This window comes from Janthinobacterium goodfellowi, assembly GCF_051380695.1.
Taxonomy (GTDB): Bacteria; Pseudomonadota; Gammaproteobacteria; order Burkholderiales; family Burkholderiaceae_D; genus Janthinobacterium.
The window spans coordinates 406197-423246 of sequence record NZ_JBNYXN010000004.1; the positions used below are offsets into that span (position 1 = coordinate 406197).

The 17050-nt window shown below is 57.0% G+C and carries 15 protein-coding genes and 1 pseudogene; 7 read left to right on the forward strand and 9 right to left on the reverse strand.

The features are described 5' to 3' along the window. The first annotated feature begins 175 nt into the window (after window positions 1-175). A complete protein-coding gene (locus ACQ4WQ_RS17770) occupies window positions 176-1339 on the forward strand; it encodes a DUF4238 domain-containing protein (protein WP_436498839.1) in 1164 nt (387 codons plus the stop codon). 505 nt (window positions 1340-1844) lie between these two features. After that, window positions 1845-2912 (forward strand): hypothetical protein, encoded by a 1068-nt coding sequence (locus ACQ4WQ_RS17775; protein WP_436498841.1) that lies wholly within the window; start codon window positions 1845-1847, stop codon window positions 2910-2912. Between the two features lie 107 nt (window positions 2913-3019). On the opposite strand, the gene ACQ4WQ_RS17780 is transcribed toward ACQ4WQ_RS17775, so the two are convergent. The 5 genes from ACQ4WQ_RS17780 to ACQ4WQ_RS17800 all read right to left on the reverse strand — a co-directional run bounded on the left by ACQ4WQ_RS17780 (window position 3020) and on the right by ACQ4WQ_RS17800 (window position 10005). Further along, window positions 3020-3424: a hypothetical protein gene (locus tag ACQ4WQ_RS17780; protein WP_436498843.1), complete on the reverse strand. Its 405-nt coding sequence runs from the start codon at window positions 3422-3424 to the stop codon at window positions 3020-3022. 467 nt (window positions 3425-3891) lie between these two features. Next, window positions 3892-4353 (reverse strand): hypothetical protein, encoded by a 462-nt coding sequence (locus ACQ4WQ_RS17785; RefSeq protein ID WP_436498845.1) that lies wholly within the window; start codon window positions 4351-4353, stop codon window positions 3892-3894. 31 nt (window positions 4354-4384) lie between these two features. Next, a complete protein-coding gene (locus ACQ4WQ_RS17790; protein WP_436498847.1) occupies window positions 4385-6625 on the reverse strand; it encodes a hypothetical protein in 2241 nt (746 codons plus the stop codon). Between the two features lie 7 nt (window positions 6626-6632). Continuing rightward, window positions 6633-8642 (reverse strand): hypothetical protein, encoded by a 2010-nt coding sequence (locus tag ACQ4WQ_RS17795; RefSeq protein ID WP_436498849.1) that lies wholly within the window; start codon window positions 8640-8642, stop codon window positions 6633-6635. Continuing rightward, the gene (locus tag ACQ4WQ_RS17800; protein WP_436498851.1) at window positions 8635-10005 is read right to left on the reverse strand and encodes a tyrosine-type recombinase/integrase; all 1371 of its coding nucleotides are present in this window, start codon (window positions 10003-10005) and stop codon (window positions 8635-8637) included. Before ACQ4WQ_RS17800 ends, ACQ4WQ_RS17795 begins: the two co-directional genes overlap by 8 nt. Window positions 10006-10224: 219 nt before the next feature. Between ACQ4WQ_RS17800 and ACQ4WQ_RS17805 the strand changes: the two are divergent. Beyond that, window positions 10225-10755, forward strand: a pseudogene (locus ACQ4WQ_RS17805) (beta/alpha barrel domain-containing protein); the annotation flags it as partial. A gap of 143 nt (window positions 10756-10898) precedes the next feature. Here ACQ4WQ_RS17805 and ACQ4WQ_RS17810 read toward each other — a convergent pair. From ACQ4WQ_RS17810 to ACQ4WQ_RS17820, 3 genes are all read right to left on the reverse strand, one after another. Then, window positions 10899-11198 carry an antibiotic biosynthesis monooxygenase family protein gene (locus ACQ4WQ_RS17810; RefSeq protein ID WP_070221804.1) on the reverse strand — a complete coding sequence of 100 codons (300 nt, stop codon included), beginning with the start codon at window positions 11196-11198 and terminating at the stop codon, window positions 10899-10901. 83 nt (window positions 11199-11281) lie between these two features. Then, window positions 11282-11755, reverse strand: a complete 474-nt coding sequence (locus ACQ4WQ_RS17815; protein WP_436498854.1) for a host attachment protein — start codon at window positions 11753-11755, stop codon at window positions 11282-11284. Window positions 11756-11782: 27 nt separating this feature from the next. Then, window positions 11783-12217, reverse strand: coding sequence for a hypothetical protein (locus ACQ4WQ_RS17820; RefSeq protein ID WP_326458072.1), 435 nt, complete (start codon window positions 12215-12217; stop codon window positions 11783-11785). 171 nt (window positions 12218-12388) lie between these two features. Between ACQ4WQ_RS17820 and ACQ4WQ_RS17825 the strand changes: the two genes are divergently transcribed. From ACQ4WQ_RS17825 to ACQ4WQ_RS17840, 4 genes are all read left to right on the forward strand, one after another. Then, window positions 12389-12970 (forward strand): DJ-1/PfpI family protein, encoded by a 582-nt coding sequence (locus ACQ4WQ_RS17825; protein WP_287777691.1) that lies wholly within the window; start codon window positions 12389-12391, stop codon window positions 12968-12970. 64 nt (window positions 12971-13034) lie between these two features. Continuing rightward, window positions 13035-14267, forward strand: a complete 1233-nt coding sequence (locus tag ACQ4WQ_RS17830) for a GAF domain-containing sensor histidine kinase (RefSeq protein ID WP_436498857.1) — start codon at window positions 13035-13037, stop codon at window positions 14265-14267. Window positions 14268-14270: 3 nt separating this feature from the next. Further along, on the forward strand, window positions 14271-14948 hold the full coding sequence (locus ACQ4WQ_RS17835) for a response regulator (RefSeq protein WP_436498859.1): 678 nt from the start codon (window positions 14271-14273) through the stop codon (window positions 14946-14948). 166 nt (window positions 14949-15114) lie between these two features. Beyond that, a complete protein-coding gene (locus ACQ4WQ_RS17840) occupies window positions 15115-15813 on the forward strand; it encodes a Crp/Fnr family transcriptional regulator (RefSeq protein WP_070313712.1) in 699 nt (232 codons plus the stop codon). On the opposite strand, the gene ACQ4WQ_RS17845 is transcribed toward ACQ4WQ_RS17840, so the two are convergent. Continuing rightward, on the reverse strand, window positions 15810-17003 hold the full coding sequence (locus ACQ4WQ_RS17845; protein ID WP_436498861.1) for an MFS transporter: 1194 nt from the start codon (window positions 17001-17003) through the stop codon (window positions 15810-15812). The two genes, ACQ4WQ_RS17840 and ACQ4WQ_RS17845, sit on opposite strands and share 4 nt — an antisense overlap. Window positions 17004-17050 lie beyond the last annotated feature (47 nt).

Below are 17050 nucleotides of genomic sequence, written 5' to 3' on the forward strand. Positions count from 1 at the left end.
GGGGCTTGCTATTCGAACATTACCCGACCCCGCTGAAAGTCACGCGGAAGTGCTTGCTTGGCAAAGGGCAGAAGCAAGGAGCATCGCGCTCTACCTGAACCTTGACGCTTGGCGGAGGCGCAGGTATAACAATAGGAAATTGTTAACTTTTAGTTCATGCCAGCCAAGCGTTCTGATGACACAACAATCCTATAGGCACCACTTCATTCCCATCTGGTACCAGCGGGGCTTTTTGGCTTCTGGGCAGACGAGCTTCAAGATTCTCGATATGCGCCCCGAAGTGTTCAAAGACGCCAGTGGCAAGGTACGAGGGCAAGGGCGCAGCATTTTGGATAAGGGACCCGATGCATTTTTCTGGGAGAAGGACCTCTACACCATTCGATGGCTGGGCCGTACTGACGATGTCATCGAAAGGCAGTTATTCGGAACCATCGATACCATGGGCAAGCGGGCAATCGATGCATGGCTAGCCGAGGACTATGACACCGTTCACGAGACGTATTGGCACGTTTATGAGTTCATGGACGCTCTCCGATTGCGAACGCCCAAGGGGCTGCGCTTTGTGCAGGAGTTTACGCGGAAACGGACTCAACTGGACCTCATGGTCGCGATGCAGGAGTTGCGCCGCATGCACTGCGTTATGTGGGCCGAGGGGTGCCTGGAAATTGCTCGGGCACCGAAAGGGTCGGCTGGATTCATCTTTTCGGACCATCCTGTGACCCTCTTCAATCGGTATGTCTTCCCGAGGGACCCCGACATCCCGCCAGGCCAGGACCCTCACCTACACTGGCAAGGAACGCAGACCATATTTCCGTTCGACCGCGAGCGGCTCTATATCCTGACCCATGCCGAATTTGCGAATTCGCCTGGGCCGCGGAAGGCGCGCAAGCCTCGCACCAATTCGAGGTACTTTGACCCGGGTACTCCGATGGTACGATACGACGAGTGCATTCGAACACGGACGCTCACGGAGCAGCAAGTCCACGAAGTGAATTACATCATCAAGGCACGAGCTCACCGTTACATTGCGGGCCGAACCGAAGATGACCTGTTCCCGGAGCGTCACCTGAAGACGACCGCCTGGCACCAGCTGGGCAAGTTCTTGCTTCCGCCGAAGCACAAGGTTAGCAAGCAGGTTGGCCACACCATTGTTCGATTCAAAGATGGCTCATATCACTTTCAAGACCAGTTCGGCCGGCGGCCCGGTTCAAGAGCCGAGTACGAACGCGAAGTGAAGCGGGCCGAAGAGATGGAGGCTACCTTTCGGCGTTTGGTCACCAAACATCGCGCCGAACGCGGGGAGCCACCGCCCGTGTTCGAAGATGAAAACCAGTTCTGAGATTGGGCCTGTAATGCGGGACGGCGGGCGTCGTCCCGCATTCCCGACTTAAGGGCTACCGGCGCCTGACTGGTGGTTATCTACAATGCAATTAAAAACGTCGTGGTGAGGTACGGGCCGCAGGGTACATTTAGACCGCTGCGTTAGCACCGCCGGCGGCAACGTCAAGGGTGGTGATGTTTTCCGCGTCGTTCAGAAAGGTTCGGATTTGACGCAAGAACAGTCGTGCGAGTCGCAATCAATTCTTTCACCTACCTCGGTGGGTAAGCCTAAGGCGCCGCTTTTCCCCCCTTTCAGGTCAACCCGATAAGCCAGAAAACCGAGGATTCAATCCTTGACATGCCCGCATGCTGCGGTGTTACTATATGTCAAGGCGTCTGGGCCTAACCTGCTCCCGGGTTAAAGCAGACTTGCAACACATGCAGCACCTGCGTTCCATCATTTTGGTCACAGTGCGTAATCGGGAGACACACGACCTCATGTTTAAAATGATTGGAATTTCACCATGGCTAACTTTGCCTTGTCCTCGACATCCGTGTTTTCGCTCAAGAAAGCCCTGCGGGACCGCTTCCCCTCTGTCAAATCGGCCCACCTGAGCGAAGCTATTGCCGCTACAACGGGCTTTCGCACGCACGCAGCGCTACTCGCTTATACCCAGGAAACAACGTCAGTGCCTATTGTTTTCCTGGATGACAAACCGTTCGTTCAGCGCCTACATGAACTGGGTTACCCCAGCATCCAGCCATTCTCCTTTAGTTCTGTCTGGCTCGGTGGCACCGGGGTCCCTGATGAATTCAAGGACCTGATTGCCCGTCTATTGACCCTCGAAGAGCGTCCAGAAGGGCGCTACCCCGCAATTCATGCATTGCGCCGCAAATGCGCCACATTGTTCGCGAAGACCTTCGGCGTTGGTTTTGTCGAACCGAACGAGGAGGACAAGCGACTGGTGAAACGCTTCGGTGCAGGCATTGACCACCTGGCTTGCAAACCAGGATGGGGCGGTGCCGTCAATACGAACAACTCAAGCCTCTACTTTCCTGGTAGCGACCATCAAGTCCGTTTCTACGAGCGACTCCCGCTGTCCAACGGTAAGTACGTGGAATACAGTACGGCGCTCGTTTCGATGCCGTACACGGGTTCGTTCCGCATTCCAGAGCTGCCGAAGGCCCAAGCTTTGGCTGAGCGTGTGGGGTGGCAGTACGCTGAGCTAGCGGACTGGAGCTGGTACGCAGCCCATGCAACGACTCTCATCTTCTTCCGCCGTACTAGCACGCACGAGGAGATGTTGCGGACGTGGTCGACGTCGTTTAAGCGCTGGCTGATTGAAAATAAGAGCCGACTGCTTAAGGGCGTCAGCAGCGACCGCCGGCATGTCATTGAAGACGCAATCGCCTGTGAGCATCTGCCTCTCGACGTCCAGAGCTGGGACGACCTGCGTGAGCGCTATTTCAAGGAGTTTGCGCCGTCGATGTACCACTTTGAAGAAGCACCGATGGCGCGTGCTTTCAAAAAAGTCTTCGAAAAGTGGCAGAACGAGACGGCAACGCCGAAGACGATGGCTACCGGAGCCTAGGAGAGGATTAACAAAAGCCGCCCGAGGGCGGCTTTTGTTTAGCTCGCGGTGGCTTGGTAAGGATGTGGGCGCATTAACATCGCCATGTGCTCCTGTTGCGAAGCAAATCAGGGCGACGCAGATGGAGGAACCTGCCATCCGACCAGTTCGGCGGTTCGGCGCATTACCCACCTGGCCTCTTGTTCGGATACCCAGCCCGTTGCAATCAGGCGCGGCAAATATTGGTCGAGAATCTCAGTCTCAGACATGTGCGAGCGTTTCCCGGCCTTGGACTCAAGGGACGTTACGGACAACTGTTGTGCGAGGTCTTCGCAGTTGTTCCAGCGCTCGAGTAGTTCCGGCGGCGAGCAGCCAGGGCTGTAGAACCGGCCTTGGTACCGATTCATGGAGAATTTAGGCTGGGCGCCTGAAACGGCGCCTAGGTTGCTTGGACGTGGGAAATCTAATGGCAGCGCAGCAAAGAGTGCCGCTTCCGATTCGTCTTGCGGCTCATTGCCGAGTTCAATATTCATAGTGCCTTTTGCATCGATATTAGCCTCTCGCCATGATACTCCAGCGTTGAGTTGTCGGCCTAGAAGGCGGCGATGAATACACGCAATGGCCAAGTCCGGCGAGACTTCTGAGTACGGTGCCTTCATGAACGACATTGGTCTGAACTGGCGGAACTCGCATCACCGTGGGCTTACAGGAGAAATATTGGGTCAAATTTTTACCAACATCTACGACCGATACATATTTCTTCCTGCGGTACTTGTCGTGAACAAGGCCTCGAAGCGCCCCAGCGAACCATTCTCCAAGTGGGCCGCGACTATGGGGCCTATGACCCAAAAAAACAGTCGGACGCCGTGTTCTTTGAGATGGTGAAAACCAAGGTGTTCGCGAGTGCTAAACGTCCCGCAGTATGGGCATGGGACGAGCTCGGGGCTTAGCTATCGCGGTGAACGTGGGGCCGTCACTTTTTTGACAATCGCCGGGCCTTCTACGGCTTGTCGACAGTCCTCACCACATGGAGGCCGACAACCTCGTTGGGATTACGGTCCGCACGCCTATTGATTCGATTGATTTCTTCCGCCTTGTCGCGGTACTCTGTCTCGAGTTTCTGCATGCGTTTTAGCATCGCTGCCTGCTCGGATAGGGAGACCTTGAGGCGCTGCTCTAGGGTACGGTTGATTTGCTTCAAGTCCTCGTTGATTGCACGCATGTCGGTAGGCACGCGTACAGGTAGCTGGTCAGCGGCAGCGTCTTTTTCACAAATCGCTTGACGCACATTTGGATAGCGACATTTATCATAGCCAATCAACGTACGTGAGACCCCTGCCTCTATAGACACCGTTGTAGGATTCGCCTTCAACTTTCCTTGTTTTGCCAACACAGCTAACTTAGGATTCTCTGGGCGACCTTCTTTAACTCTAGCCCAAGCGTCGAGCAGGTGTCGCTCCATACCCTCGCGTGTAACAGGCAAGTCCTTCCGCTTACCCCTCATCGGTCGTCTCCAGTTCTGGGAGCGTAGCGCCGAGGCTTAAGAGGTAGCTCTTTGCCTGGTCTGCCCGAATTTTTGCAACTCGAAATTCATTGCCTCTCCCTACAGCATTCGCCTTCAACCAGATGACCTTATTGTCAACGTAACGCTTCGTCCAGTGGTCGATGTTCTGTTCGCCAGCTAAGAAAAGGTAGCAGCCAGTGCAAATTGATGGCTCACGGTGCGCGAAGTTTGGGGCTTTGTTTGCCCAATGGACCGTCTGAGCACGCTTGTGGCACTCAGCCTGTAAGGGGGCAATGGCAGGAATGCATTGGCCGTAGCCATGGAAGAAAATCTTCATGTCACGATTTCGGCACCATGCATCGATTGCTCCTCGAGCCTCATTGTCGTCCATGCCTTCGACAATTTTCCGCAGCTCAGGCAGGTACTGCTCCATTAGCTTCGCCAGCCGTCCCTCTTGCTTCGAAGAAGTACCTCGCACCCTAGACAAGAAAAAGTCTGATGTGAGGTTACGATTGAACTCGGCCACACCGGTGATTAGGCTTGCACTCGTCCCAACGTAAGCACCTTCAGTCATTGCCAGCGCCAGGTGCTTGAACTGCCTTGCGATGGCAGGTAGCATGCGTTTGTTGACCTGAAATACGTACTGAGCGTACGTTTTACGCCATTGGTGAGTGCGGATGCATTTCCCTCGGCTTTTTTTGTACGGATGCGTTTCTTCGGTCATTGGGATTTCGTGCCAGTCGACGAATGACCGCGCAAAATCTTTCTGCCCTAAACGAAGTAAATGGTTATTAGGCTCAGTAACGCCCGAGCGACTAATTGGAAAACCGGAAGGCACTCCAATTGTGACGATGAGGTATTGCCCTATCTGTGGGTCTGCTAATGCCCTAAGAGGCGCAAGTAGCTGCTCAAGAACCACAACTGCCCGTACTGCGTCGGGCAGTTCCGTCGTACCACGGGGAGCAGCAGCAAGCAGCCATTCTTCGTTGACCGGTGCAGGACGCAGTTTTGTAAGCTTCGAATTCAAGTAGTACAGGTCCAGCATCCCCGTTTTTGATGGACGAACCGTAACGCACGATGGCAGCCCAGTTTGCTCGTTCATGCCCCCGAGAAGAGCGCTAAGTTCGCCGATGCGCATGCCGGTTTCGCCCTGTGCAGTTAACACGCACGCATCGACCAACTCATCAACAAGACGTCTTAACTCGGCAAACGCCGAGCTGCCTCTCGAACCAAGCGGGTCATGCCAGGGCAACCCGCCTTCAACAGCCGAGAACCGAAAATTACGAAGAAAAGCGCTAACTTCTGGGGTATCCGGCGGAGCATCTGGCTTGTCTTCAGGGGTTGTGCCGCGAATCTGATACAAGCCGTTCACAAGCTCAATCAAATCGTTAGCCGTCATCGCGATGAATTCATGCGCCGCGTTCATCAAAGAGATAGCGACAGCGTCCGGAAGGGCGGGGATGCGGACCGGAAGTTTCGTAGATAGTTCATTGCTGACCTTGTTAACAGAGCGTCCAAAAAAAGGTGCTTCCCGCATCGCCCCAATCCCGAGTTTAGACATTGCAAACCGTTGTTCCCACAGGTAGCACCAAACCGAAAGCGAGCGACTGAAAGTTCCAGGGGTAACTCCGCCGATGTCTTCCGGGTCTACTGCCTCGCCATCGTCACTTAGAAACTCACTGGAGTCGTTGCCCTTGACTGCGGCATCAGCCTGGTCCAACTCGTCAAGTTCTGTGTCGTCGTCGAGGCGGCCGCTGTCGTCGGTAAAATCGTTCTCATCAGCCTTCATCGCATAGAAATCGACAAGCCAGTCGCAGAATCTGGCCGAGGCACGATTGTTCAATTCGTCGAATCCAGAGTAGTCGTGTTCGACCATCCATTTCAACAGGCGTCGTAAGCCAGAAAAGATGCTCCCGGCGCCGCCTGACTTTAGCTGCCTACCTACACGTCGCGCTGAGTAGAGACTCCAAAAGAAGTGCCTGGCCTCATTAAGCAGGCGCGAATGCTGCGGGTCAAAAAGCGAAGTGCCATCATGAAGCTTGAAGTCCCAGATGCAGGTAACGGTGTTTGTACCTGCGCCGACCAACTTCCCATCGAATACCCATTTCCTGTCGCTCCATCGACTGACGCTCGAGACCCAAATTACTTTGTCGCCGACATTGACATCTGCGATGGGCAACGCGCCTTTCGCGAGAGTGGGGTAACGTATTTTTCTGCGTGAATCAGTCATGTTCTTGTCACTCTAGTGGTGGTAATTTAGCGAGCTTGATGCGCTTTGCTTGCTCTTGTATCAAGTCAGGAAAGCTCGGCAGCCAAATCTTCAAGAGTTTCTCCTTTATCGGAGCCCATCTGGTAAGCCATGCATCGGGCGCAATCTCGACCGCTGCTTCGTCAATCGCGTAAAGTAGGTTCCATGCCTGCGCAAGAGCATAGGGGTCGTCGAGAGCAATGGAGCCGTGCGGGCAGCCTGGACACGAACCGTAGCTGTTGCAAAGCTTGTTCGGGGTGTACGGGCCGCTAAACGGGTCGACGCAAGTCCACCCAGGCGTAGCCGCCCCAACATCGGAGCCATTAGGCTTGTTCCGCGGGTCGGCCTTCCCGCGGCTTTCACGCCACCTCCGGCGGAGCAGGCCAACCTGGCCAAGGAACTCATCCCCACGTTGCTTTTGGGCGTCTGTGCTGTAGAGACGGTACGTTGTCTCAGGCGATGCGTGGTTCGCTGCGGCTTGCTTGGCTCTGATATCACCACCGAACAACACATCTGTGAAATCAAGTCCAGTTGGTCGAAACCGATTGAGAGCCGTCTGGGGCAGGCCGTGGTCGTCATAGAACCGCTTAAGGCTATTTCGCCATGTGTTATCGCTAGTTGCAGTGGATGTTCCGACAAAGGACTTAAAAATACGGTCTCCTTGTTCAGTAGCAAAAATGAATAGACGTTCCCTCTCTGCCGGAGGGACCAATGGACGTGAGAACGAAGTCCACTCCTTCAGGAATTGAACGATACTCGCCGGATTGTCTGGGTCGTCCGTAGCTGGTCTAATTTGCGACTGTGCAGCATTATTTGACCGCCCCTTCTTTGCCCGAGCAAGAATTTCGAGCTCGGCCGGTTCGCGCTCCCCAGACGCGTCCAGTGCTTCTTTCTTCTCGCGATTTATGTTTGCAGGCGAAGCGACTAACTCGATGTTCCCAATCTCATTTTTGCGAATGACGTAATCATGTAAGAGGCTCTGTAGTAGCGTCTCAGGATTGTAGTCAAGATGAATTGCAAGCATTAGCCCAAAGGGGACGAGCTCTCGCGCGTATGGATAGAAACAGTAATGGAGTTGCGGTATACTTCCAAATGGTTGAGTGCCTTCGACGACCCGCAGCAACATTTTGTCCTGCATTTTTTTAAGTCTGGTAATACTAAGAATAACGCCAGGTACGCGATGTCGGAGAGCTGCTAAACAAAGCCCTAGGTCTTTATAAGGGTTTGTTTTCCAAATTGAATTGTTAAACCTCCCGCATGGATGATATGCATCACCCGGGAAGATATCCCCTTGCAAAGCTATAGGATTGTCAAGTTGAGCTTGCATAAGGGCTCGTTGATGGCGTACCTTTGTCATCGTAGCTGCAATCTCTTTCTTGCAGGCAACGTAAATATCGCGGTAATTCTCTTCCGGGATGATTTTTACATGAGTGCGGTCGTCCGGAGTGCCACTCCAATAGTTTTTCCTAATGTTGAGCTCAGGAGAAAGCTGCTCCTTCCATCCGTCAGACTTCTGCAGGTAGCGCATGACTGCGGACGCAGTCATTTCGAAATGCTGCTTCGACATTTTTTTATACTTCGCTGCTCCGTTCTCAGTGCGTCGGAGCCAGATAATGAACCTCTCAAAAACGTCCGTGGTGATGTCTCCGAGGCCGGCATCAGGCGCTGCCACCCGGAGATACTTGACGAGGCCATTCTTCAAGTTGCGGACTTTCCCGTTGACCGTTACAAAGGGACTGGCAACAAGTCGAGCTGGTAACGCAAGCGCCTGGGAAAAAGGCTCCCACAACATTGGGAAATCCAGCAGGAAGCTAATGTCAATTGATTTTTCGCCACCGGGTGCTGGTTTAAAGGGGACGACTAATTTGAGAGTTGGCCCCGATGGCTCTTCATGATGTTCGACACGGTAAGACTTAGCAATTTTCTCCGCAACGAAGTCCGCAATATTTGAGCCGGCTCGCTTTTGCGTATATGCGCTCGGTTTTTTTTGCTTACGCATCAGGCTGCCCCATCGTTCTCTTGAAATTATATTGAACACGTCCGGCATTACGGCGGTCAACGTCGACAACTTTGAGATAAGTATCCATTGTTACTTTTAAGTTGGCGTGGCCGAGATGGACCTGAATCTCTTTCCACGGCTCAGTTTCACCCTTGGATTTTAAATCGTGATAAGTCCAGACAGCAAAGGTATGCCGAAGGTCATGAAAGTGATGTTTTGATAAATTTACTCTGTATCTCTCGCTCGTTTCAATATCAATTTTCTCAACCGAATGCGTAATTTTTGCGTCCAAGCATGCTTTTTTGAATTGATATGACAATGACGTTGCACTTACTGCATTACCTGAATGCTCCGCAGAATCACTGAGATTAACGAACAGGCTTATCGGGCGATTGTATTTCTGACCTTTCGCATTAGCACGTGTCGTGCCTCTTATAATTGAGGCTTCGCGCTCGTTGTCCAGATAAACCATCAATTCAGGGATAATGTAACCAGGCACGAGAACATCGCGGGGTTTGAGGCGCTTAGTTTTAACGATGTAGAGCGCGAAAAAGCCCTTGTTGCGCTGTTCCTCATCGGCTACTAACCATGCTTGATGCAGGTCACGCAGTTGAAACTCAGTAAGCGAAGTAATTTCGTCGACGCGCATTCCAGTCCCGATTGCGAGTTCGGACACAATCCTGTCCCTGCTTGGTCTGAGGTCGAATTCACGTTCGCTCGGCAGCGGACCGAGTTTCAGTTGTATGCGGTGCCACTCGGCATCCGATAACGGTCGAATTGGCTCCCGGTACTCCATCCGTTCTCTGTATTCAGAGACGACGACTTCCGCCTCCGCGGAGTTGCTTTCAGGGTCAAATCCGCCTTGATTTATGTCGTGAGAGAGGCGCCCCTTCCTTATTTTGGAAATAACAAATTCGCCGTCGTACCAGCCCTTCTCCTGGGCATATGCATAGAAGCGCTCTACATAGACCTGACGTCTGGCGATTGTGCTGCTGGATAGATGTCTGTTTGTCTGCGGACTGATGACTTCCTGCATTGTGTCCCGCCAAGCAATGTAATCTGATTCAGCGGCTACGTCCCAGGGCTTGCCGACCTCAAGCTTCTTGGTGACAGGGTTGACCCACTGGCAGTGGGCTAGGTAGTCGAACCAGTCTCTAAGGTCGTATGCCATGGCGTCAGCCGTGTGTTTCTTCCAATGACGCGGGCCACGTTTGAGTTGGGTATGTATGAGGTACAGCAGAGCCGGCTCAATGATTTTCGATTGCTCATCGATGACTAGGAACGGAAAATCTTCTGGAAGTGCATGAGAAAACCAAGGGCTGTCTTTTGGTAACAGTACAGCTTTGTGAACACTGATAGTCATGCAATTTTTTCAATGACGTAATGAACACAGTGTAGTGCCGGAAAGAGGTTTCCGCAATGAATCAGAAGTTAAATGAACAAATTTTCATCGTGAGAATAGATGACGCTTTGCTTATACTCCGTCCAGAGGTCAAACGTATAAGCGAAGATGGCTACAGAGGAGAGGTCAAACGTAAACACGCCGTAAAGCTGATAAAAAGTAATGAACAGTTCCATCCTACATAAATACATGCAGTCGTTCCAGTCCTTCGGCGTACGCCTGCGCGACTTTCAGAAGGCGGCTCTGGAAGACTGGGTGCAGGAATACCGGGGCGACCTGGGTATCGCCTTGACGGACGTGGTCGGCATGGATGCCTTTTTGGCCGACTTCGACCTGTATTTCGCCAAGCTGTTCGACGGCTTGCGCCACGATTCCGGCGACCCCGTCGAATGGGGCGAGAAGGCGCTGGCCCACTATGCGGCCCTGCGCATCGACGCCAACACCAAGCGCCTCGTGTTTTCCGACGGCCTGGACCTGGACAAGGCGTTTGCCCTGTACCAGCACTTCGCCGACCGCATCATGACGGGCTTTGGCATCGGCACCAATCTCACGAACGACGTCGGTTTGACGCCGCTCAATATCGTCATGAAACTGGTGCGCTGCAATGGCCAGTCCGTGGCGAAACTGTCGGATTCGCCGGGCAAGACCCTGTGCAAGGATGAAACCTTCCTCGCGTATTTGCGCCAAGTTTTCCACCATCCTGCCGTCTAAGCTGCGCCCAGGCGTCTATGCGTGGCGTAGGTCGGATTAGCGGGGCCGCCGAGGCGCGGCAAAGCCGCGCGTAATCGGACAACTGCGCGGCCAAGCCCGCCGACAAGCTCGGCGGGCAGACGGCGTGCAGTGTGAACCCCGACTTAAAACCCCGTCACCACCGTGTTCATGTGTTCCACCTGGGGCGGGGCGGCAAAGAATTCGCCCACCAGGCCGCGCCATGCCTGGAAATCGTCGCTGCCGCGGAAATGCACGGTATGGTCTTCCAGGGTCGTCCAGCCGACCACCAGGCGGTAGGCGTCGCCGTTTTCGATCGAGCGCTCCAGGCGCATCGATTCGCAGCCGCGCGCGCGCTGGAACAGGGGGACGGCCTTCGCTACGGCCGCTTCGAAGGCCTCATGCGTGGCCGATTTGATCTGGATATGGGCAATTTCAAAAATCATGGCAAGTTCCGGTTTTGAAAGAAAGAACGCAGATCTTGCCACAGATTGTGCCCGCTTGCGGACTGCGATGGGCTACCTGCCATTCAGCCGGCGCCGCCGCTCCTGTCCAGCGCTTGCTGCAGGTAGGCTTCCAGGCGCGGCACGTTCATGCTGGCGACATCCCTGGCCAGGGCATGGCTGAGCCGCTTTTCCACCTGGGCGTCCAGGCTTTGACGCAACTGCCCCAGGAATTTGGGCGCGGCGACCAGGCACAGCCTGCTGTAGCGCCGTTGCTGCAGGCCCTGCTGCAGCACTTGCGCGATATGCCGGGCAAACTGTTCGTTCGCATGCTCGACGGGCGTCACCTGCGGCTCCGTCGTATGCGCCTGCGTGCCCGCTTGCGTACCGGCACGCATGCCGTTGCCGAAGCGTCCGCCGGCATCGCTGTTCAAGGCGTTCTCGTTTTCGCGGCCCGCCGGATTGACAAAGTCTTGCAACTCGCCCAGCTGGTTTTGCTGCCCCAGTGCAAACAGCCGCGCCCGGCTGCTGTCGGCCACCACCACCCACGTGACGTCCATGCTTGCTCTCCTTGGCGGGCACGCCGGCTAGCGCGACAGGGCTGCCACGCCGCCGTGCCGGTCGTGGCCGCAGCGGGCCGTGCGCTGTTCGATATCGCTGCCGCCGCACGCTTGCAGGATGGCGTGCGCGCGCTCCTGCTCATCGGCGTGGCGCGTGGCCACCACCAGGCGCACCATGCCGCGAAACGCCGTCTTGCCGTAGTTGCGCCGGTACATATGGTTGTCGCCGCCGAACAGGGCATTGATCGCGCGTTCCAGCCGGCTGGTGATGGTGTCGCGGTTGCCGACCGTAAAATTGCCCTGCACTGGGCCGGCCTCGTCGTCGCCCGCATCCAGCTGCACGGCGTGAGGAGGAAAACCTTCGGCCAGCAGCCGGGTGCGGGCTTGCTCGGCATCGGGGAAATGGTCGAAGATACGTATCAGCGTGCTGCCGCCGCTGTTTATGCTTCTGCTGCTGTCCATGGCCCGGCCTTTCAAGGAGGTGTCCCTGATTTGACCGGCGAGCCTGCAAATAATTCTGCCTCAGCCTGTAAAATCCTCGATCAAGGCGCAAAAGTTTGATAAATATCCAGTATGGCTGCCAAGTCGCGCTAAGATACGTCTTGTGGGATCAATCTTTCATAGGAGAACTAAATGGCAGCGAAGAAAATTCTGTTTTTGACCGGCGATTTTGCAGAAGATTATGAAACGATGGTGCCGTTCCAGGCCCTGCTGATGCTGGGCCATACCGTGCATGCCGTCTGCCCAGGCAAGAAGAGCGGCGAGACGATCAAGACGGCCATCCACGATTTCGAGGGCGACCAGACTTACACGGAAAAGCCGGGCCACTTGTTCACCCTGAACGCCAGCTTCGACGAGATCGACCCGGCCCACTACGACGCCGTGATGATCGCCGGCGGCCGCGCGCCCGAATACCTGCGCCTGAACGAGAAAGTCATCGCCGCCGTGCGCCATTTCGCCGAAGCGGGCAAGCCTGTCGCGGCCGTCTGCCACGGCGCGCAATTGCTGGCCGCCGCCGACGTCATCCGCGGCAAGCGCATTTCCGCCTATCCCGCCTGCGCGCCGGAAGTGAAACTGGCGGGCGGCACGTATGCCGACATCGCCGTCACGGACGCCGTCACCGATGGCCAGTTCGTCACGGCGCCCGCCTGGCCCGCGCATCCGGCCTGGCTGGCGCAGTTCGTCAAGCTGCTCGGTACCGAGATCCATTTGTAACCTTCACCAGTCCGGCAGGCCGCAGCGCTTGCCGGGCGCACCACTTTTCAGATTCGAGTTTTTCATGCATGCGCCGCGCAGTCAACCTTCCCGCAAACAACTTCCAGCGTCGCGCTGGCGCCAGCGCCGCCTGGCGCAAGCCGCATCGGGCCTGAGCGCCGCGCAGGAGCGCCAGCTGGCCACCCTGCATGACATTTCCACCTTGCTGGCGGGACAGCACGCCATCGATGCCCTGTGCCGCGGCTTCCTGCGCCATGTGATGCAGTTCGCGCAAGCCGAAGGCGGCACCGTGCGCATTCTCGATCCGCAGCACGACACCGTGCACATCATCGTGCACGAAGGCATTTCGGACGCCATGGTGGAAGAGGAACACTGCATCCGCAACAACGATTGCCTGTGCGGCGCGGCCGTGGCGCAGGGCGTGATCCAGATCCGCGATTTCCGCCAGGTCGATGCGCTGCAGCGCTACCGTTGCCAGGACGAAGGCTTTATCGCCATCGCCGTCTTTCCCATCCTCGCGCGCGAACAGGTGGTGGGCAGTTTTTCGCTGCACTTTGCGCGCCCGCAAGCCGTGCATGCGCAGCAGCAGGGCTGGCTGGAAACGCTGGGCCAGAGCCTGGGCATCGCCATCGAAAACCAGCGCCTGATCGCGCGCGAAAAGGAATTTGCCGTGGCGCGCGAACGCAGCCTGCTGGCCGAAGGCTTGCACGACAGTATCGCGCAAAGCCTGAACTTCATCAGCCTGCAAGTGCAGATGCTCGACGATTCCGTGCGCCGGGGCCAGCTCGACGAAGCGGCCGAAGTGTTGCCGCTGATGCGCATGGGCGTCGAACAAAGCTACCAGGACGTGCGCGAATTGCTCGTCAATTTCCGCACGCGCTGGCATGGCAGCGACCTGGAAAGCAAGCTGTCGGAAGTGCTGGCCAAGTTCGAACTGCAGACGGGCGTCGCCGGCACGCTCGAGATGAGCGGCAACGGCGCGCCGCTGGCGCCCGAGCAGCAGTTGCAGATCCTGTTCATCGTGCAGGAAGCGCTGTCGAATATCCGCAAGCACGCGCAAGCGAGCAACGTGGCGCTGCGCGTGGAAAACGGGCGCGATTTCGCGCTGCAGGTGCGCGACGATGGCGAAGGCTTTGCCGCCAACCTGCGCGACAAGAAAACGGAATTGCAGATCGGCTTGCGTATCATGCAGGAGCGGGCCGAGCGGCTCGGTGCGCAATTTGCCATCGACAGCACGCCCGGCGGCGGCACGACGATCTCGCTGGCCTTGCCGGCAGCCCGGCGCCAGGCCGCGTAACAGATGAATCATCCTTATCAGGCAACAAACATAGTGAACGCACCAATCAAAATCCTGCTGGTCGACGACCACACCCTGCTGCGCAGCGGCGTCAAGCTGCTGCTGCAGCGCAATCCTCAATTCCAGGTGGTGGGCGAGGCATCGAACGGGCTCGACGGCGTGCGCCTGGCGGCGGAACTGCAGCCCGACGTGGTGCTGATGGACTTGAACATGCCCGGCGTGACGGGCGTCGAGGCGCTGCAGCTGATCCTGCAGGATATGCCGCAGATGGTCGTGTTGATGCTGACCGTGTCGGAAAACGCGGCCGACCTGGGCGCGGCCCTGCGCGCGGGCGCGCGCGGCTATTTGCTGAAAAATATCGAAGCCGAGCAGCTGGGCCAGGCCATCTGCCGCGCCGCCGCCGGCGAATCCGTGATTGCCGACGCCATGACGGCCAAGCTCGTGTCGCAGTTCCGCGCGGGGCAGAACGCGCCGCAGGAAGACTATGACAAACTGACGCCGCGCGAACGCGAAGCCATGGCCTGCCTGGCGCAAGGGCTGAGCAACAAGGAAATCGCGCGCCAGCTGGACGTGGCGGAAAGCACGGTCAAGATTCACGTGCAAAACATCCTGAAAAAGCTTAAGCTCAGCAGCCGCGTGCAGATCGCCGTCTACGCCGTCGAGCGTGAGTTAAGCAAATAAAGATCAAGCAAAGCGCAAATACCCTTCCAAAAAGCCACAAGGAATGCGCGATTGTTTGATCTGCATGGCGTTCCGGCCTAGACAACCCTAGTTCCTTTGACGTATGGCCTTGACCGTGCCTGCGCATTACACTCTTAGTCATTCGCTAATCTAATAAGAGAGTGTCATGCATAAGGTCAACGTCGATGGCTTGCTATCGAGCCAGGCTCTGTTCCGCCATATTTCCCCTTCGCAATTAGAGCAATTGCGCCAGGATGTCGTGCGCGTCGAAGTGGAAAAAGGCAAAGTGCTGTTTCGCAAGGGCGAAGTGGCGGAAGGCGCCTACGTGGTGGTCTTCGGCCTCGTCAAGCTCAGCGTGTTTTCCATGGAAGGGACCGACAAGGTCCTGGAATTGATCCGCCCGGGCCAGAGCTTCGGCGAAGCCATGATTTTCCTCGATGAACCGTATCCGTTCTGCGCCGAAGCGCTCGAACATTGTTTGCTGCTGCGCATCCCGCCGCACGCGCTGCTGCGCCTGCTGGACCAATCGCCCCGCATCGCGCGCCAGATGATGAACAGCCTGTCGCATCACCTGATGGGTTTCATCCGCAACGTGGAGCGCTGCTCCGTGCAGAATGCCACCCAGCGCGTGGTCGAGTATCTGTTGCAGGCATCGGACCAGCAGCGCTCGAACGAAGTCAAGCTGGACTTGAAGAAAAGTCTGTTGGCCTCGTTCCTGAACCTGGCGCCCGCCACCCTGTCGCGCGTGCTGCACCAGCTGACGGACTTGCACCTGATTAAAGTCAGCGGTTCGCTGATCCAGATCCAGCCCGATGCCCTGAAGACGTACCGCCATGGTTCCGCCGCCACGGCCATGCTGAACTAAGCTTTTTCAGCAGGCAAGGTCAGCCGCCAGAACAGCAAGGCGAGCAAGCTGACCGCCGCGCCCAGCGCGCATACCCCATGCCAGCCCGCCAGCGCATACACGCTGGTGGCGGCAATCGCCCCGAGTCCGCTTCCCACCGCATAAAACAGCATGTAGCACGCCACCAGGCGGCTGTGCGCGTCGCTGTCCTGCTTGAAAATCAGGCTCTGGTTCGTCACGTGGATGGCTTGGCCCGCCAGGTCCAGCGCGATGATGCCGACGATCAAGGGCCACAGGGCCGCGCCCGCAAAACTCAGCGGCAGCCACGCGGCCAGCAGCAGCAACAGGGCTGCGCCCGTCGTCCACTGGGCGCGGCCCTTGTCCGCCATGGCGCCCGCACGCGCCGCGCCCAGCGCACCGATCACGCCCACTAACCCAAAAGCGCCGATGGCCGCATGGCCATAGCCTTGCGCCGTCAATGGCAGCACGAGCGCGCTCCAGAAAATATTGAAGACGGCAAACATCAGCAGGGCCAGCATGCCGCGCACGCGCAGTACCTTGTTGTGCAGCAGCATGTCCAGCATCGAGGCGAGCAGGGTGCCGTAGGCCAGCTTTTGATCGGATGGCTGCGCCGGCGGCAGCTTGCGCCACAGCAGCAACAGCAGGGCGCAGGCGATGGCCGCGGAAACAAAATACACGGCGCGCCAGTCGGCCAGGTCCGCCACCACGCCGGACAGGGTGCGCGCCAGCAGCAAGCCGATCACCACGCCGCCCTGCGCCATGCCGACGACCCTGCCCCGCTCATGGCTGGCCGCCGCGCTGGCCGCATAGGCGATCAAGCCCTGCGTCATGGCCGTGCCCAGCAAGCCCACCAGCAGCATGCCGCCCAGCAAGGCGGCCGTGGAACGGGCGCAGCCCAGCGCCGCCAGCGAGACGGCAAGCAAGCCCAGCTGGAACAGGGTCAGACGGCGCCGGTTCAGCATGTCGCCCAAGGGAACCAGCAGCAGCAGGGCCAGCGCGCAGCCGAGCTGCGTGGCCGTGATGATCATGCCGCTGGCGGCCTCCGTCATGTCGAATTCCTGCGCCAGGGTGGCGAGTAAAGGCTGGGCGTAATACACATTGGCCACGCTGAGGCCGGCCGCGCAGGCAAACAGCCAGACGAGGGAGGGGGCAAGCGTTGCCAGGGGAAGGGGAGAGGTCGTGTCGCGCATGGATGCCTATGTGGTTTCAAATTAAAACCAGTTGGAGTCTACGCCGA

Coding starts and splice junctions, on each gene's coding strand:
- ACQ4WQ_RS17770 (WP_436498839.1), top strand. CDS start 176: ATGACACAACAATCCTATAGGCACCACTTCATTCCCATCTGGTACCAG.
- ACQ4WQ_RS17775 (WP_436498841.1), top strand. CDS start 1,845: ATGGCTAACTTTGCCTTGTCCTCGACATCCGTGTTTTCGCTCAAGAAA.
- ACQ4WQ_RS17780 (WP_436498843.1), bottom strand. CDS start 3,424: ATGAATATTGAACTCGGCAATGAGCCGCAAGACGAATCGGAAGCGGCA.
- ACQ4WQ_RS17785 (WP_436498845.1), bottom strand. CDS start 4,353: ATGGAGCGACACCTGCTCGACGCTTGGGCTAGAGTTAAAGAAGGTCGC.
- ACQ4WQ_RS17790 (WP_436498847.1), bottom strand. CDS start 6,625: ATGACTGATTCACGCAGAAAAATACGTTACCCCACTCTCGCGAAAGGC.
- ACQ4WQ_RS17795 (WP_436498849.1), bottom strand. CDS start 8,642: ATGCGTAAGCAAAAAAAACCGAGCGCATATACGCAAAAGCGAGCCGGC.
- ACQ4WQ_RS17800 (WP_436498851.1), bottom strand. CDS start 10,005: ATGACTATCAGTGTTCACAAAGCTGTACTGTTACCAAAAGACAGCCCT.
- ACQ4WQ_RS17810 (WP_070221804.1), bottom strand. CDS start 11,198: ATGATTTTTGAAATTGCCCATATCCAGATCAAATCGGCCACGCATGAG.
- ACQ4WQ_RS17815 (WP_436498854.1), bottom strand. CDS start 11,755: ATGGACGTCACGTGGGTGGTGGTGGCCGACAGCAGCCGGGCGCGGCTG.
- ACQ4WQ_RS17820 (WP_326458072.1), bottom strand. CDS start 12,217: ATGGACAGCAGCAGAAGCATAAACAGCGGCGGCAGCACGCTGATACGT.
- ACQ4WQ_RS17825 (WP_287777691.1), top strand. CDS start 12,389: ATGGCAGCGAAGAAAATTCTGTTTTTGACCGGCGATTTTGCAGAAGAT.
- ACQ4WQ_RS17830 (WP_436498857.1), top strand. CDS start 13,035: ATGCATGCGCCGCGCAGTCAACCTTCCCGCAAACAACTTCCAGCGTCG.
- ACQ4WQ_RS17835 (WP_436498859.1), top strand. CDS start 14,271: ATGAATCATCCTTATCAGGCAACAAACATAGTGAACGCACCAATCAAA.
- ACQ4WQ_RS17840 (WP_070313712.1), top strand. CDS start 15,115: ATGCATAAGGTCAACGTCGATGGCTTGCTATCGAGCCAGGCTCTGTTC.
- ACQ4WQ_RS17845 (WP_436498861.1), bottom strand. CDS start 17,003: ATGCGCGACACGACCTCTCCCCTTCCCCTGGCAACGCTTGCCCCCTCC.